The following is a 15925-nucleotide window of genomic DNA, read 5'->3' as shown; positions in this document are numbered from 1 at the left end:
GTGACTAAAGAAAACAGTGTTTCGCGTAGAGATTTCCTGAAACTCGCAAGTATCGGCGGTGCCGGCGTTCTCGTCGGTTCAACCGGACTTGGTACTTCTCTTTACGCGCTTAATCATTTCGGCCGCGATAACCAGCATTCAAAGAACAAAGTCAATTTTTACGGCAAACATCAATCAGGGATTGTGACAGACGTGCAAAAGCACGTCTATTTTGTCGTTCTAGAACTGTCTACTGATGATGTACAACAAGTGAAGAAAATGTTTCAGGACTGGACAACTCAGTCAGTCAAGCTGATGAATGGTGATGTCCTCGCTGAAACCTCTAAAAACACCTTACTGCCAAGCGTCGATACAGGCGAAGCAGTCGGTTTAGATGCGAGCAGATTAACCCTTACTTATGGTATCAGTGCGGAATTCTTCAAAAAACTAGGCATTGAGCATTTGAAGCCGAAAGATTTTGTCGATCTTCCTCATTTCCCGAAAGACCAGCTGAACCCGAAATATACGGGTGGACATATTTTCATTCAGGCCTGCAGCGATGATCCACAAGTGAATTTCCATGCAGTCCGTAATCTTGTCCGTGCTTCCCGTGATATCGTCTCTATGAAATGGAGTCAGACCGGCTTCAATTCATATGATGAAACTAAAAAAACACCTGATACACCGCGCAATCTGTTCTCGTTTAAAGACGGCACAGGTAACCCGAAATTCAAAGATACAGAGACGCTTGACCGTTTTGTCTTCATTGACCAGGACTGGGCAAAGAACGGTAGTTATCTTGTTGTCAGAAGAATTCAGATGCATATTGAGACGTGGGACCGCACTTCTCTCGAGGATCAGGAACGTACATTCGGTCGCCATCGTGATTCTGGTGCACCTATCGGCATGAAGAAGGAATATGATGAAATAGATATTAAAAGTAAAAATGACAAAGGCGAGCTGAATATCCCTGAGGATTCACATGTCCACCTTGCTAAAAAAGCCAATACGACGATTATGCGCCGGTCATTCTCTTATTCTGATGGTATCAATGAAGCGACAGGCACGTTCGATGCCGGTTTACTCTTTGTCTCTTTCCAGAAATCTCCTGAACAGTTTATCAAGCTGCAGTCAATGATGGGCCGTGTCGATCGTCTGAATGAATACATCACTCACCGGGGGTCAGGCGTCTTTTTAGCATTCCCAGGTATTAAAGAAGGAGGCTATATTGGTGAAGCGTTATTTAATCGTCTTTAGTCTCCTGCTCTGTTTCCTGCCTCGTGCAGGCTATGCAGAGGCTTCGCTGAGTGACTTGTTTATCGCGATTACAGACAGCAAATCTGCGCTGGAAGATAACGATGAACAAGCTTACAAAAAGCATATTAAAGAGCTGGATAGTGCCTACCAGAAAGTACCGAAGAAGAATATTAAGCTGGAAAAGGATATCACCCGACAAATAGCCAAATTGAAATCGGCTCATGATTCTGATAAACGTACGGCTACTTTACAGTCGCTGTCTGAAAATCTTGTTGAATACGAAAAACAACTGAATCCTGTCGATAAGAATGAGAAGCGACAGAAATTAAAGAACGCCCTTTATCCCATTATCGATGATTTTATCAAAGCAATAAAATCCGGTGAAATCGATCAGGCTATGCAATATAACAAAGATTTAAACAGCGCCTGGACAGCAAACGAAAAGATTGTCCGCAGTGAAGATATCGGGCGTTATGGTCAGATCGAGACTGAACTGATGATGACGCGGATTGCCTTATCAAAAGAAACACCTGATAAAGAAAGTGCTGTTCAGCATTTGAATCAGCTTAAACAAGAACTCGTAGATTATCTGTCCGGTAAAGAAGCGAAAACAACCGAGAAGAAAGATGTCTCTATATTATCAACTTACTTGAAAGATGCTGATCAACAGATTGAAGATAATGATCTTGAATCAGCGAAAGCGACGTTATCCCAGTTTGTAGTAGACTGGCCTAACGTTGAAGGTGATATCAGAACAAGCAATGCCGCCCTTTATACTGAAATCGAGCAGAAAGTGCCGGATTATGCCGGCTCACTGAACGATAATAATAAAACAGACATTCAGCAGGATCTGAAACAATTAAATCAGAAAATCCAACTGGCTATCAGTAAGACGAATTACACATTTATTGATGCAGCACTCATCATGCTACGTGAAGGTGTTGAAGCACTTCTCATTATTATGGCTCTTATTTCTGTGACAAAAAAAGCGCGCCAGCCAAAAGGCACACGCTGGATTATCGTCGGAGGATTAATCGGGCTGTTAATGAGTATTGTGATAGCCTTTATCTTCAACCGTTATTTCTCCGGCATCGGACAAGGACGAGAACTGATAGAAGCGATTGTTGGTCTTCTGTCCGTTCTGATGATGCTCGCGATTGGTATGTGGTTACATTCCAAGTCTTCTCTTCAAAACTGGCAGCGATTTATCGATAAGAACATGGCACAGGCCATGACGTCAGGCAGCATTCTGTCATTCAGTTTCGTCAGTTTTCTTTCTATCTTCAGAGAAGGTGCTGAAACCATTATTTTCTATGCAGGAATAGCAGGTAAAATCTCAACAGGACAGCTGCTGACAGGTATTGGTCTGGCTCTTATTATACTAGTACTCATCGCCGTCTTCTTTGAACAGCTGACACGCGTTATTCCGATCAGACAGCTCTTCTTCTGGATGTCTGTGCTGATTTTCCTGCTCGCTTTCAAGATTTTAGGCGTCAGTCTGCACACATTCCAAGTCCTGAATATGTTACCTACGACAACAATCAAAGGACTGCCTTTTATTTCACTTATCGGTTTTTATCCGACAGTAGAAACGTTAATTCCGCAGCTCATATTCATTGCTGTAATTAGTTTTTATCTCTTTAAACTGAAACGTCAGTAAAGACCTCGAATTTCGAGGTCTTTTTTTGGTAATTATCGTAATATTCGCATTCATTTGTCTGATTCGTTACACTCAGGGTATAACATTGGTAAAGGAGTTTGTTATGCAGCAATGGATTATGGATGTGATGGAACAGTTCGGTTATTTCGGTGTCTTCCTTCTTATCCTTCTTGAAAACGTATTTCCACCTATTCCTTCAGAAGTCATTTTGACGTTCGGCGGCTTCATGGTCACTCAGTCTGAAAAGCTGAATTTTATTGGTATGCTGATTGCTTCAACACTTGGTGCTGTCGTGGGCGCACTTATTCTTTATTACCTGGGACATCTTCTCGGCTTAAAAAGGCTCGAAAAAATCGTTGATCGTTATGGCTGGATTTTAAGACTGACGAAGGATGATCTTTACAAAGCCGATAACTGGTTCAAAAAATATGGCGGTATCGCTGTCTTTCTTTGCCGCTTCGTTCCTCTTGTGCGCAGTCTGATTTCTATTCCTGCCGGGATCAATCGTATGAATATTGTGACGTTCACACTCTATACGACTGTCGGCACAGTTATCTGGAATGCTGTACTGATTTATTTGGGCTACTCTCTTGGCGAAAACTGGGAGAAAGTCCTGCACACTTTTGATACGTACTCAAACTTCTTCTATATTCTGATGGCAGTCGTTATTGTCGCAGGTCTTATCTATTTATTTAAACGAAAACCGAAAGGAGAATCATAATGAATAAAAAGTATCAGGTCGTTATTCTAGGTGGTGGCTCAGGCGGTATTTCAACTGCCAGTCGCCTCATCAAAGCAGGTATTAAAGATATCTTGATCATCGATCACGCAGACTATCATGCTTATCAGCCATCATGGCCACTTGTCGGTAGCGGAGCAGAGAAAAAAGAGAACAGCCGCAAAAAAATGGAGAAAGTCGTTCCACACGGGGCAGATTTTCTGCAGCAGAAAGTCACAGCAATCCAGGCAGTCGAACGCATTATCAGACTGGACAACAAGGAACAGGTGAACTATGAATATCTTGTTGTCGCACTCGGTCTCCAACTTGACTTTGATAAAATCGCAGGACTGTCGGAAACACTCGGCAAAAATCAAGTCTGCACCAACTATTTATATGATTACGTAGACTATACTTACAAGTCACTGAAAAAAGTGAAGGCAGGCAATGTCATCGTGACTAAGCCCTCAACGCCGATTAAAGGCGGCGTTGCACCTGAGAACTCCCTGTTTACCTTCGATGAGTTCTTCAAGGACAAGAAAAAGGGCCGGCCGACTCTGATTCTCAAGTCAGCACTGGATTCTCTTTTTCCTGTTGAGAAATACAGAAGACAGATTGAAAAGCAGATTGAAGATAAAGGCATCTCTTATGATCTGCAGCATGAACTGATCGCAGTCAATGGACCTGAACAAACCGCTATATTTAAAAATCTGCAGACAGAAGAGACTTATTCCACGCCATTTGACATGCTTCTTGTGACGCCACCTATGAGCGCACCGGATGTCGTCAAGCAGTCTACACTGAGCGATGAAGAAGGCTGGTTAAATGTCAATAAACATACTCTGCAGCATGTCCGTCATCAGAATGTCTTCGGTCTCGGTGACTGCACGAACCTGCCAACTGTGAAGATGGGCTCTGCAGTCCGTAAGCAAGTGCCTGTTCTTGCAGAGAACTTAGTCGCTCAGATTAAAGGTAAAAAACTGCCAGGTTATTACGACGGCATGACTGCCTGTCCTATCGCAACAGAATATGGTCAGGCGATCATGGCAGAGTTCAGCTACGATCTGAAGCCAAAAGAATCTCTACCGCTCGATCAGTCTAAGACTAATCCACTGCTCTACCAGCTTAAAAAAAGAGCGATACCGTTCATGTACTGGTACGGCATGCTCAAAGGTCGCAGCTAAAAAGCAGTCCAAATCGGACTGCTTTTTTGTTTTCTCTACCTCACTTCACTTAAATTAGGTACAATACCATTAATACACATTAAGGAAGTGAGCTATATGTTTAGAAAGTTTCTTGCACCTCTTCACAAAAAAGTACTCAGCAGTCATGACTCAAATTATCATCAAACATTTGATGAACTGGTCCAAAGACTTTCGATAGATGAATTGCGTCATAGTGCGATGTACTATCAGCTGGATTTTGATGAAGAAACTTCAAGGCAGACATTGATAGAGATGCTGTCAGAACGATTTCACAAAAAAGGGAATCTCTATTATGAGCTCTTAATACAGGAAGAAATACTGGATATCCAGCTTCTCGCCGATGCCCTGTCAGTAAACCATAATATTATCCATCTCTCTCCTAAAGATTTTGAACAGATGGTGACTGCGCTTATCATATTTGATATCGACAAGAAACTCGTTATTCCTGAAGATACAAAACAAGCGCTTATGAAACTACCTTTAGATGAAATCGAGCAGAAAAAAGATAAATATGAACAGGACTTCACCTTCATCTCCAGCAATCTGATGCTTTACGGTTTTGTCACTCGTGAACACCTGGAAGAACATTACAGGAAAACTTATCAAGATGCCTTTGAAACAGATAGTATCAATCTTTTTCTGTCGATCTATGACCTGCAGATTCATGACGGTTATATTGTTGATGGCTTGCTTGATTCATGGATAGAGGATAAAGAGGCTTTCCAGGAACTGCAGCAATTTCCTTATTACGAATTCAAGGATTCTCAGGAAGTCTATGATTTTGTCGGCCCGGACCATCATCTGCAGACACCGCAGATGAAAAATCTTGCTAAATTTCTGAAGAAAGAAGCACAGTTGTCTCCAGATGAATGGGACCATTTGATTGAAGGCATACAAGTCTATACAATGGGCGCACCCGATTTTGAAAGTGCTGACCATGAAATCGGTCTTCTGATCAAAGGACAGCTCTCTCGAGAAGACAGAGAACAGTTCGACACTCTATATAAAGATTTATTTCAGCATACGAGACAATGGGTTCTTGGTGGTCATACCCCTAGTGAAATTGAACAGATGGAACTTGACCGTGAAGCAGTCAAACGCTCTATCAAAATGAATAAAGTCGTTGCTTTTAATGATATAAAAGCAATAAAAAAGGATTGATCATAATGATCAATCCTTTTTCTGATGATTAAAGCTGTCTAGACCAATGACGTTGTTCTACAAGGTTGTTCAGGTAATCTTTTAAGTCTGTACCAACTAAAACGATACCTGGTTGTCCTTCTTTAACAGCCGTCTGTGCAAGAAGCGGTTGTACTTTCTGAGTATAACCGATTGTCTTATAATGACGATTCGCTGCTTCAATCGCATCTTTAGCTGGTGGTGCAAGCGGTTCTGCTGCATCAGCAACTAAGAGGCCATCAAATAATGTAGAGTGAACTGTATCATATGTTTCAGTCACTTTCAGTTCACCGAGTTTCATCGCGCGGTCAGATACTAATTTATAGTTTACTTTGTTAGCTGCAAGTTCTTTAACATAGTCTGCTACTTGCTTAGCATCAGAATCAGCTGTAACATACACTGCCACTGATAAAGTATCCAGTTTTTTGATCGTATCTAATGTACTAAGTGCTTTAGACACTTTTGTTTCTTTAGATTCTTCATCGCCTGCCGGTACTTCAGCGCCTACACGTAATGCAACTTCTTCAGCAAGCTTTTTATCTACTTTGTTTAAGTTGTTGACTGCATTCTGTTTAACGAAGTCTAATTTACATTTACCGATTTCAAAGCTGAAAGCATCTGTTAAATGCTGACGTTCTGGCTCTGATAAACTATTTAAGAACATTTTTGCCTGAGAGTAGTGATCAAGGAAGCTTTCGCTACGTGCACGTACTTTGTGCGCATCGATGCGTTCATAGTAATGTTCATAACCGCCCTTTTCAGCAGGTGTTGTATGTGGCTCATTATTGTTGATGCCATTATTATGGTAGCTTGTCATGCCTTTATGAATCTGATGCTGATGTAAGCCATCACGCTGGTTGTTAGCAAATGGACAGATTGGCGCGTTAATCGGAATCTGATGGAAGTTTGGACCACCAAGACGTAATAACTGCGTATCTGTATAAGAGAACAGACGTCCTTGTAATAATGGGTCATTACTGAAGTCGATACCTGGCACTACGTGAGCTGGGCTGAACATGACTTGTTCTGTTTCAGCGAATACGTTGTCGACATTGCGGTTTAACGTCATTTTACCTACGATTTGAACAGGTACTTCTTCTTCCGGCCATACTTTTGTCGGATCAAGAATGTCAAAATCAAATTTGAACTCATCTTCTTCCGGTATAAGCTGAAGTCCCAGTTCCCATTCCGGGAAATCGCCTTTGTCAATTGCTTCGTATAAATCTTCACGGTTGAAGTCAATATTTTTACCCGCGATAATCTGTGCTTCGTCCCATACTAATGAATGGGTACCAAGTAAAGGTTTCCAGTGGAACTTAACGAAATGAGATTTCCCTTCATTGTTAATTAAACGGAATGTGTTGACACTGAAACCTTCCATGGTACGAAAACTTTTCGGAATACCGCGATCACTCATTGTCCACATTGTCATGTGAGTCGATTCAGGGTTCTGTGCGAAGAAATCCCAGAATGTATCGTGCGCACTACCAGCCTGAGGAATTTCGTTATGCGGTTCTGGCTTAAGTGCATGAACTAAGTCAGGGAATTTAATAGCATCCTGAATAAAGAATACCGGAATATTATTACCCACTAAATCGTAATTGCCTTCTTCAGTATAAAACTTCGTTGCGAAACCACGAGCATCACGTACTGTTTCAGGGGATCCTTTTGAACCTTGAACAGTCGAGAAACGAACGAAGACAGGTGTTTTCTTCGATGTGTCGTTTAAAAATTTTGCTTTTGTATATTTTTCCTGTGATTCATATAGTTCAAATTCACCATGTGCCCCGTAGCCACGAGCATGGACAATTCTTTCAGGAATGCGTTCATGGTCGAAGTGTGTCATTTTTTCTCTGAAATGGAAATCTTCCAGTAAAGAAGGACCGCGCTCTCCTGCTTTTAATGTAAACTCATCTTCAGCCATTTTAAGACCTTGATTTGTTGTCAACGCTGCTTTTTGGGTTGTATCTACTGTGTGTGCCTGTAACTGCTTATCTTTTTCGTTAGCCATTCTGATATTTCCCCCTTAAACCAATTTATAATGTACCTAAATCATTTACCCGTCTCAATTCGACAGAAACATTTATATTACATATTTATTTTTTATTAAATATGAGTCTTTTACTCGTATTTCTGATATTTCATGTTATAATGAAATAAATAAATACCTACGACATAGTCGAAGGGGAGTAACTCAAGGAATTGATTTCCGGGTATAATCTCGTCATTACGAAAGCCTGCTTTCCGGGATTATAGAACTTTTATGTTCAGTGAGACCTTTGCCAATTTTTTTGGCATAGGTCTTTTTATTTGGAAAAATAATAATGAAGGAGGCTCCTTAAATGGATCCAAGTATTTTATTGTCCTATCTCTGGGTGTTAGTTGTATTAATTGTATTAGAAGGTTTACTTGCTGCCGATAATGCGATAGTCATGGCTGTAATGGTTAAACATTTAAAGCCGGAAGAGCAAAAGAAAGCATTATTTTATGGGCTAGTCGGCGCTTTTATCTTCAGAATCATCTCACTGTTCCTTATTACTGTACTTGCTCAGTACTGGGAAATTCAAGCACTCGGTGCTGCGTATTTAATCTTCATGTCCGTTAAAAATCTATATGACTACTTCAAGAAGAAAAACCATGGTGATGATACAACTGTACCAGATATAGCTGAAGAACAGGCAGAAGATACAAAAGGCAATGGCTTCTGGATGACTGTTCTGAAAGTTGAGTTTGCTGACATCGCCTTTGCTATTGACTCTATGCTTGCTGCAATTGCGATTGCTGTGACATTGCCTCACGTTGGACCTGATTTTCTTGGCTTAAATGCAGGCCAGTTCGCCGTCATGTTCACCGGGGGGATGATCGGTGTTATCCTGATGCGTTTTGCAGCTAATTACTTTGTAGCGATATTAGCTAAATATCCATCGCTTGAAGCAGCGGCATTCGCGATTGTCGGCTGGGTGGGGATTAAACTGGTCGTCCTCGTCTTAGCCCATGACAAAATTCATGTACTGCCACATGAATTCCCACATTCTTGGCAGTGGCAGTTAATTTTCTGGACTGTTCTCATCGGTATCGCATTAGGCGGTTTCCTCCTTGGGAAGTTCAAAGAGAAAAAAGCATCACATTAATGAAAAAAAGCAGCATTCGTGAGAATGCTGCTTTTTATTTGTACATATTACACTGTTAACTAATGTATAATAAGCTTAAGCATATTAGAAAGGAAAGTGTTTATCATTATTCCCTCACATTCATTCCCCAAGACTAAAATATTATTGATCAATACACTCGATGAAATGTTAAAAGATGTGACCATTGAAGACATCACGACCACTTCCATCGTTCAAAAATCCGGCATTACCCGCTCTACTTTTTAAACACATTACAAAGACAAATATGCGTTATTTGAAGATTTAGTCCTGTATATCTATTCTGAAATCATCAATACCTTGAGTTTTAACCTGGCACTTAGTTCTAACCAGGAATTTTTAAAACAATTCAAGGAAGACTATGTCCGTACGCTTCATCAGCTTTATAATCATCAGCATATCTTTAATCAGATTCCTGCTAAAAGTCGTATAGCGGCTATTAGAAGTGGCATCGATTTTTCAAAAGAGCATTTTCTTGATCAGTTTAAAAAACTGAAGTTTGATACGCCTCTTACTACAATGCAGTGAACTTTTTCTTATCGGGTCTTTTTCTGACATACGAGCTCTGGGTCAGTAACGGCTTCGACCTTTCAGTCGATGAACTGAGCGAGCAGTTGACGCAACTGACAGCTATGCAGTTTAATCTACATGATTAAACTGTTGTTTTTTTTGATGTTTTTTCAATATAGTTTCACCGAAGAAAGATAAAGTAAGATTGTCACCCTCTTCAATTAGTTTTTCTTCTCTTAATTGCATATACGCCTCTTCAAATTCATTCTCTGATAGTTCAGTCAATGGATGGACAGTCAGATTTTTAAGCTGCTGATAAGAGAATGGTTCATGATGATGTAATTGAATAGTATGTAATAAATAATAAATATTCATCGCTTTCACTCCTCTACTACTTGCCCATTATATACCCTAAGTAGCTAGCATTTTTTGAGAATTTGGTGAAAATATATAGATGGTAAATATATAGATAATACTTAACAATAAATTCCTTATATATTACAATAGCATTACAAATTGATTAAAAGAGGCGTTCCAATGACTTCTACGAAAAAAGATACACAATATTTACCTGGCTTAGATGGGTTAAGGGCTATTGCGGTTATTGCTATCATTATCTTCCACTTAAACCCTAAATTTCTGCCAGGCGGATTTCTCGGCGTTGATACATTCTTCATCATTTCAGGTTATTTAATTACCACGATTTTACTCAAAGAATATCGTGAAACGGGTTCTGTCAATCTCTTTAAATTTTATACGAAGAGGATTAAACGGCTGTTTCCTGCTATCTGGTTTCTTCTGGTCACACTGTTCGCTTACTGTCTTTTATTTGAACAGTCTATTCTTCACCAGCTGAAAAAAGATATCATAGCTGCCTTTTTTTATGTTTCAAACTGGTGGTATATCTTTGATAAAGTCGATTATTTTCAGGCGCTCGAACCAAGACCACTTCAACATCTCTGGTCACTTGCTATAGAAGAACAGTTTTATATTTTCTTTCCACTTATTTTACTCATCTTACTTAAAAAGTTTTCTCGTCGGACAGCCATTATTACTTTCACTGTTCTTGCTGTTATCTCAGCGATCTGGATGGCGGTACTCTATCATCCCGGCATGCAGGTGTCACGACTTTATTTCGGTACAGATACACGATTACAGACGATGCTGCTCGGTGTTTTACTCGCGTTTATCTGGCCGGCATTCCGTCTTAAACGTGAAGTGCCTCCTGCTATGCGAGTGACAATCAGCGCCATCGGAATCATTAATTTTGTGATTCTGCTTATCAGCTTCACTCAGATCACTGAAGCAACCGGCTTTTTATACCAAGGTGGCTTCTTCATTCTCGGTCTAATCACGATTTCAACGATTGCGTCATGTGTACATCCTGGCAGTCTGCTTAAGCAGCTGCTCAGTCTACCGTTTTTAACTTATATCGGTCGTCTGTCATACAGTCTGTATTTATGGCATTTCCCTGTCATCGTTATGGTCGAGCACCATTTCGTTAAAGGGCAAGTTCCATTTTATGCTTATATCATTGAAATCGCACTGACTATTCTATTTGCCTGGTTCAGCTATGAATTTATTGAGAAACCTTTCAGACGTGAAGGATTCAGTTACTTCAAACCTGCTCGTCTGAAAACGAGATGGCCAGTCGTCCTGATGTTACTTGCCCTTGTCGGTTTCTCAGGCTATTCATTTTTCCAGACAGAGACATCTGAAGCACCTAAAGTCTACACTACTCAGACCATGAGTGGTGTGACACCACCGAAATTACTGGGGCCTGTCAGCTGGGTTGATGAAAATAGTAACGGCGATGAACCTCAGTATGAAGTGAAGCAATATATTTCACCGCTCTTTATCGGCGATTCAGTCCTTGTCGATATCAACCAGCAGTTAAAAGAGATCTATCCGAACGCCACTATAGACGGCGAAGTCGGACGCAGTATTTATAAAGCGATTCCACTTGCTGATCAATACAGTTATCTCAATAAAAAAGATCAGATAGTTGTTCTAGGTATCGGTACAAACGGTGATTTCGAGGAAGTTCAGCTTGAAAGCTTACTTGCTAAATTCAATAAAGCAAAAGTTTATCTGGTTACTGCCCGCGTACCACTTTATTATGAATCTCATGTTAATCAGCTGATGAAAGAAGCTGCTAAAAACTATAAAAATGTTGAAGTCATCGACTGGTATGCAGTCTCTAGTGACCATTCTGAGTATTTCGCGTCGGACGGTATTCACCTTGAATATCCAGGTATCCAGGCGATGATTAAATTATTGAGTGATTCTATTAAATAGCATATTATTTGAAAGTTTTATCCAAAACCGATACGCTTGAAGTATTAAAAGCGGAGGTGTTAGAATGACTGAACAAATTTCAAACGAAGAAAAACGTCAGCGTCTATACGATTTACTGGAAAAGAACGATATTGCGATGTTAACAACGATTTCTGATAACAAACTGGTCGCTCGTCCAATGGGTTATAAGCACCTTGAAGATGATGCAGATCTGTGGTTCTTCACTCTGAAAGATACAGACAAAGCAGATGAAATCCAGAAAGATAACCGCGTCAATGTCTCATTCTCAAAAGAAGGCTATGCATCTATCTCAGGAACAGTTCATATCGTTGAAGACGATGCGAAGAAAAAAGAATTATGGAGTAAGCCGATGGAAGCTTTCCTTCATACCAGCTGTGATGACCCGAATGTCATCTTACTGAAAGTAGAAGCTGAATCAGCGGAATACTGGAGCACAGACCAGACTGTGAAGACTGTCATTGATGGCTTCAAACGTCTTTTCCAAGGTGACCAGAAAGATAAAGATGAAAGCATGAATGATACAGTAGAATTATAAAAAGAGCCCTCGGGCTCTTTTTTTTATAGCTTTAAATTGCGGCCTTTCCATTTCACTTTTTTAAAGATAAAGGTGTTGATGAAAGACCTTGTAAAGACATAGAGAAAATAAGCGAAGGCAATGCTTGAAAGGAGTGCTGTCAGCAAACTGAATCGTCCGACGCGCCTACTTAACATATAGAAATGCAGACTATAAAGCAGATATATAGTAACGCCGTATGCATTATGTGAGTAGAAGAGCAGCCCTAAGCTGATGATACTGCCCAGCATCCATATCACAATAAGCGCCATTACCCAAGGTTTAGTAGCAGCTGCTCCAGACGCGAAATGCTTGGCCCAGCCTTTCGTCATCGCTTTAAAACTGTCATACATCCGAAAGCTGATGTTTTCTTTACCCAGCAACGCTGTGACGGGCAGATGATGCTGAGTAAACTGCGTCGCCAGACCAAATCCTTCAATTAGTTGGTCACGAGCCTCATAGTGACCACCTGTCTCAAAATAATGTGCTCTTGAAATCAGAACGACTGGGCCAAAAGCAGCCGTCTCCCTACTTCTGACTGCTGTAAAAACATTCTGGCCGACAACTGTCAGGATATTGAACCAGACAGAAAGCTGCTCATAAGGTTTTTTAGTGAGGTGATAAGGCTGAACTGTCATTAGACCTCCGTCGTAACAAGTCAGCAGATTTTTGAGTGCCTGCGGATGATCAAGTGTGACATCCGCATCTAAAAACAACAGATAATCGGTCTCTGCATGTTCAGCGCCGAAGTAACAGGCTGCTGATTTGCCTTGCCAGTCTTCTCTTTTTGGCGGCGTCAGAACCGTCGCATCAAACTGTCTGGCAATTGCGGCTGTTCCATCAGTAGAGCCGTCATCGATGACCAGACAAACATACGGGATGTCCTGCTGCTTCAGAGAAGTCAGCAGATGCGGTAGATTATGTGCTTCATCACGTGCCGGGATAATCACTGTCACTGAACCGATTTCCGTCTGCTGTCCTTTAATGTAAGGTTTTCTGTAGAAGACAAAACTGCCTGCACACATCGTGACCAGCACTAAAATGCCTGCTATGATCATTTGATTTCTCTATCCGCAATCATCCGGCCTACCTGCTGGCCACTTAACGTCACCATCGGCATACCGCCACCTGGATTCACCGTACCGCCGACAAAGTAAAGATTATCAAAGTAAGCACTCTTTTTTGGATGCTTAAATCCTTTGTTTTTCTTTTTGTCAGAAACTGTACCATATATAGCGCCACGGTCAGAGCCATATGTCGCTTCGATATCATCAGGTGTCCAGAAATCTTCTGTCACGATATGCTGTCGTAAGTCGGTCAATCCCATTCGTTCTAGCTTGATTAAAACCCGTTCTCTGAGACGTCTGTAATCCGCTTCAGTGAAAGGCTCATCCTGCTTATAAGGCACATGCGGCAGAATCTTGATATTCTCATAGCCTGCGGGTGCCTGACCTGGATCTGTCTTATTCGTATTGACCAGATAGATCGTCGGATCATCTGGCAGAACCCGGTCATGAAAGACTTGCTGGTAGTTCTTCTTTGAGTCACGAGAGAAAAAGAAGTTATGATGTGCAAGCTGCGGATAACTTCGGTTAACACCAATATGCATCACAATACCGGAAGCAGCAGGTTCAAACTTTTCTTTCTCTTTCTTGATCACGGGCGGTTTCTCCAGCATTTTTTCGTAAAATGGAATGACTTCCATATTGGAGACAATATAATCAGCAATGAGTTTGTCACCTGCTGCTGTCGTTACACTGACAATACGGCCTTTCTCAACTTGTGCTGAACTGATGCTGACACCCGTATGAAACTTAACACCGATTTCTTTGCCCAGTTTAACAATGGCATCCGCAATTTTGTTCATACCGCCTGGCACATACCACGCACCTTGTTCGTGCTGCATATAAATCATCATATTCAGAACAGCCGGTGCATCGTAAGAAGATGAACCCACGTATTTGATGAAGTAGCCGAGTAATGTTCTGAACTCCGCGTTTTTTACGCGTTTATCGATGCCTTCCTGCATCGTATGGAAATAATCAAAGCCTCTCAATGCTTCTATCGGTCCATGATGCTTGATGAGCGGCCAGGTGGAATCAAGCCCTTTCTCAAAATAGCTCTCGATGGTCAGGTCATGTATTTTCCCTGCATACTTCAAAAAACGTTTATAGTCTTTTATGTCTTTTCTGCTTAAATGCTCATTTTCTTTCTTCATCTTTTTGAGGTCACCGTATAGATTATAGACATGGCCACTCTCAAAAAAACCACGCCATTCCAGTTCTAATCGAGTCGTTTTCAGATAATCCTGCATCCGTCTGCCGCTTCGTTCAAATAAACGTTCAAAAATATAGGGCATCGTCAAAATTGAGGGGCCTAAATCAAAGCCGAAACCATCTTGTTCCAGCCGATTGAGCTTTCCTCCTAAATGGTCATTAGCTTCGTATAAAGTCACATCAAATCCCTGCTGTCTGAGCGTGACAGCTGCTGACAGACCTCCAAGACCGCCACCGATGACAATAACACTTTTCATGCTTCTACCTCCTTCAAGTAACGGACTGCCCGCTGACTGATACGATTTTTGTTCATGAGACTGACTTTGTTCCGCTGTGTCAGGCAGTCATAGTGATGCTTTCTGACTTCTTCCAATATCTCTGCATAGACCATCGCAGCAGTGAGCAGCGGTTTACGGCACGTTCTTTTGTAGGTAGTGATCAATGGGTAAAACGCTTCGTACCTCGCTTCAGCATCTTCTGCAAGTGACTCCCATAACGCGGTGAATGCAGTTGTAATTTCATGGTGCTGTATCTGTTCCTGCGTGTAGCCATAATGCTGCATCAGTTCAGCCGGTATATAGATGCGCTGATGTTCCCGGTAATCTTCACCAATGTCACGCAGTATATTGGTCAGCTGCATCGCAATCCCAAGACTGTCTGCTGCCTGTCTGCCCTCTCGTGTATCTTCCCCGGCTAAAATCGGATATAAAAGCTCACCGACTGACCCCGCTACATGAGAACTATAAAGATAGAGTGCCTCCAGTGTATCCGGCTGCCTGAATGCTATGTCCATCTGCTGACCGGCCACTTGCTTACGTAACATAGCGATATCGAGCGGAAAGCGTTCCCTGACATCAGCAAGCGCTCGCCACATCGCAGTATCACGGTGCTGCCCTTTTTCAAAGCAGTCGATGTCCTGCATCAGTTTCTCAAGGGCCGCTTCTTTGTCTGCCGCTGTACCGGGACGGTCAACCAGATCATCTGCTGTTCGGCAGAAAGTATAAATAGCATAAACTGCATTCGCTTCTTCACGTGGCAATGTACTGAACCCGTAATAAAAGGTTTTGGAATGATGCTTGATGATCTGTCTGCAGTATTCATAATCCTGTTCAATGGTCAT

15 protein-coding genes are annotated in these 15925 nt (G+C 41.5%); 10 read left to right on the top strand and 5 right to left on the bottom strand.

What is annotated here, in order from left to right; genetic code table 11:
* The 5 genes from efeB (at position 1) to MGG13_RS00690 (ending at position 5980) form a co-directional block, all read left to right on the top strand.
* Positions 1-1236, top strand: coding sequence for an iron uptake transporter deferrochelatase/peroxidase subunit (efeB, locus tag MGG13_RS00710; RefSeq protein ID WP_239035020.1), 1236 nt, complete (start codon positions 1-3; stop codon positions 1234-1236).
* Positions 1211-2896: an FTR1 family protein gene (locus MGG13_RS00705; protein ID WP_133431350.1), complete on the top strand. Its 1686-nt coding sequence runs from the start codon at positions 1211-1213 to the stop codon at positions 2894-2896. The genes efeB and MGG13_RS00705 overlap by 26 nt, the downstream gene beginning before the upstream one ends.
* A 103-nt stretch (positions 2897-2999) precedes the next feature.
* On the top strand, positions 3000-3617 hold the full coding sequence (locus tag MGG13_RS00700; protein WP_239035019.1) for a DedA family protein: 618 nt from the start codon (positions 3000-3002) through the stop codon (positions 3615-3617).
* The gene (locus MGG13_RS00695; RefSeq protein WP_239035018.1) at positions 3617-4798 is read left to right on the top strand and encodes an NAD(P)/FAD-dependent oxidoreductase; all 1182 of its coding nucleotides are present in this window, start codon (positions 3617-3619) and stop codon (positions 4796-4798) included. Before MGG13_RS00700 ends, MGG13_RS00695 begins: the two co-directional genes overlap by 1 nt.
* A gap of 96 nt (positions 4799-4894) precedes the next feature.
* A complete protein-coding gene (locus tag MGG13_RS00690; RefSeq protein ID WP_239035017.1) occupies positions 4895-5980 on the top strand; it encodes a hypothetical protein in 1086 nt (361 codons plus the stop codon).
* A gap of 28 nt (positions 5981-6008) precedes the next feature.
* On the opposite strand, the gene MGG13_RS00685 is transcribed toward MGG13_RS00690, so the two are convergent.
* Positions 6009-8009 (bottom strand): catalase, encoded by a 2001-nt coding sequence (locus MGG13_RS00685; RefSeq protein ID WP_275416125.1) that lies wholly within the window; start codon positions 8007-8009, stop codon positions 6009-6011.
* Positions 8010-8340: 331 nt separating this feature from the next.
* Between MGG13_RS00685 and MGG13_RS00680 the strand changes: the two genes are divergently transcribed.
* The 3 genes from MGG13_RS00680 (at position 8341) to MGG13_RS11300 (ending at position 9803) form a co-directional block, all read left to right on the top strand.
* Positions 8341-9129, top strand: a complete 789-nt coding sequence (locus MGG13_RS00680; protein WP_239035016.1) for a TerC family protein — start codon at positions 8341-8343, stop codon at positions 9127-9129.
* A gap of 318 nt (positions 9130-9447) precedes the next feature.
* The gene (locus MGG13_RS00675) at positions 9448-9675 is read left to right on the top strand and encodes a hypothetical protein (RefSeq protein WP_239035015.1); all 228 of its coding nucleotides are present in this window, start codon (positions 9448-9450) and stop codon (positions 9673-9675) included.
* Positions 9672-9803, top strand: a complete 132-nt coding sequence (locus tag MGG13_RS11300; protein ID WP_275416124.1) for a hypothetical protein — start codon at positions 9672-9674, stop codon at positions 9801-9803. Before MGG13_RS00675 ends, MGG13_RS11300 begins: the two co-directional genes overlap by 4 nt.
* On the opposite strand, the gene MGG13_RS00670 is transcribed toward MGG13_RS11300, so the two are convergent.
* Positions 9787-10032: a hypothetical protein gene (locus tag MGG13_RS00670; protein ID WP_239035014.1), complete on the bottom strand. Its 246-nt coding sequence runs from the start codon at positions 10030-10032 to the stop codon at positions 9787-9789. The genes MGG13_RS11300 and MGG13_RS00670 overlap by 17 nt on opposite strands.
* A gap of 162 nt (positions 10033-10194) precedes the next feature.
* On the opposite strand from MGG13_RS00670, the gene MGG13_RS00665 reads away from it, so the two are divergent.
* Both MGG13_RS00665 and MGG13_RS00660 read left to right on the top strand, forming a co-directional pair.
* Complete coding sequence (locus MGG13_RS00665) at positions 10195-11955, top strand: acyltransferase family protein (protein WP_239035013.1); 1761 nt, start codon at positions 10195-10197, stop codon at positions 11953-11955.
* A gap of 64 nt (positions 11956-12019) precedes the next feature.
* Complete coding sequence (locus MGG13_RS00660) at positions 12020-12511, top strand: pyridoxamine 5'-phosphate oxidase family protein (RefSeq protein ID WP_239035012.1); 492 nt, start codon at positions 12020-12022, stop codon at positions 12509-12511.
* A gap of 23 nt (positions 12512-12534) precedes the next feature.
* Here the strand turns inward: MGG13_RS00660 and MGG13_RS00655 are convergent, their stop codons facing one another.
* The 3 genes from MGG13_RS00655 to MGG13_RS00645 are packed head-to-tail and all read right to left on the bottom strand — an operon-like array spanning position 12535 to position 15925.
* Positions 12535-13587 carry a glycosyltransferase family 2 protein gene (locus MGG13_RS00655; RefSeq protein ID WP_239035011.1) on the bottom strand — a complete coding sequence of 351 codons (1053 nt, stop codon included), beginning with the start codon at positions 13585-13587 and terminating at the stop codon, positions 12535-12537.
* The gene (locus MGG13_RS00650; RefSeq protein WP_239035010.1) at positions 13584-15062 is read right to left on the bottom strand and encodes a phytoene desaturase family protein; all 1479 of its coding nucleotides are present in this window, start codon (positions 15060-15062) and stop codon (positions 13584-13586) included. The genes MGG13_RS00655 and MGG13_RS00650 overlap by 4 nt, the downstream gene beginning before the upstream one ends.
* The gene (locus MGG13_RS00645) at positions 15059-15925 is read right to left on the bottom strand and encodes a phytoene/squalene synthase family protein (RefSeq protein WP_133431338.1); all 867 of its coding nucleotides are present in this window, start codon (positions 15923-15925) and stop codon (positions 15059-15061) included. The genes MGG13_RS00650 and MGG13_RS00645 overlap by 4 nt, the downstream gene beginning before the upstream one ends.

Origin of the sequence: Macrococcus brunensis (assembly GCF_022343725.1) — a bacterium.
Lineage (GTDB): Bacteria > Bacillota > Bacilli > Staphylococcales > Staphylococcaceae > Macrococcus > Macrococcus brunensis.
This window is presented reverse-complemented; position numbering and strand designations above follow the sequence as displayed.

Excerpts from the sequence above, each read along its gene's own strand:
- MGG13_RS00700 (WP_239035019.1), top strand. The coding sequence starts at position 3,000 with ATGCAGCAATGGATTATGGATGTGATGGAACAGTTCGGTTATTTCGGT.
- MGG13_RS00695 (WP_239035018.1), top strand. The coding sequence starts at position 3,617 with ATGAATAAAAAGTATCAGGTCGTTATTCTAGGTGGTGGCTCAGGCGGT.
- MGG13_RS00690 (WP_239035017.1), top strand. The coding sequence starts at position 4,895 with ATGTTTAGAAAGTTTCTTGCACCTCTTCACAAAAAAGTACTCAGCAGT.
- MGG13_RS00685 (WP_275416125.1), bottom strand. The coding sequence starts at position 8,009 with ATGGCTAACGAAAAAGATAAGCAGTTACAGGCACACACAGTAGATACA.
- MGG13_RS00680 (WP_239035016.1), top strand. The coding sequence starts at position 8,341 with ATGGATCCAAGTATTTTATTGTCCTATCTCTGGGTGTTAGTTGTATTA.
- MGG13_RS00670 (WP_239035014.1), bottom strand. The coding sequence starts at position 10,032 with ATGAATATTTATTATTTATTACATACTATTCAATTACATCATCATGAA.
- MGG13_RS00665 (WP_239035013.1), top strand. The coding sequence starts at position 10,195 with ATGACTTCTACGAAAAAAGATACACAATATTTACCTGGCTTAGATGGG.
- MGG13_RS00660 (WP_239035012.1), top strand. The coding sequence starts at position 12,020 with ATGACTGAACAAATTTCAAACGAAGAAAAACGTCAGCGTCTATACGAT.
- MGG13_RS00655 (WP_239035011.1), bottom strand. The coding sequence starts at position 13,587 with ATGATCATAGCAGGCATTTTAGTGCTGGTCACGATGTGTGCAGGCAGT.
- MGG13_RS00650 (WP_239035010.1), bottom strand. The coding sequence starts at position 15,062 with ATGAAAAGTGTTATTGTCATCGGTGGCGGTCTTGGAGGTCTGTCAGCA.
- MGG13_RS00645 (WP_133431338.1), bottom strand. The coding sequence starts at position 15,925 with ATGACCATTGAACAGGATTATGAATACTGCAGACAGATCATCAAGCAT.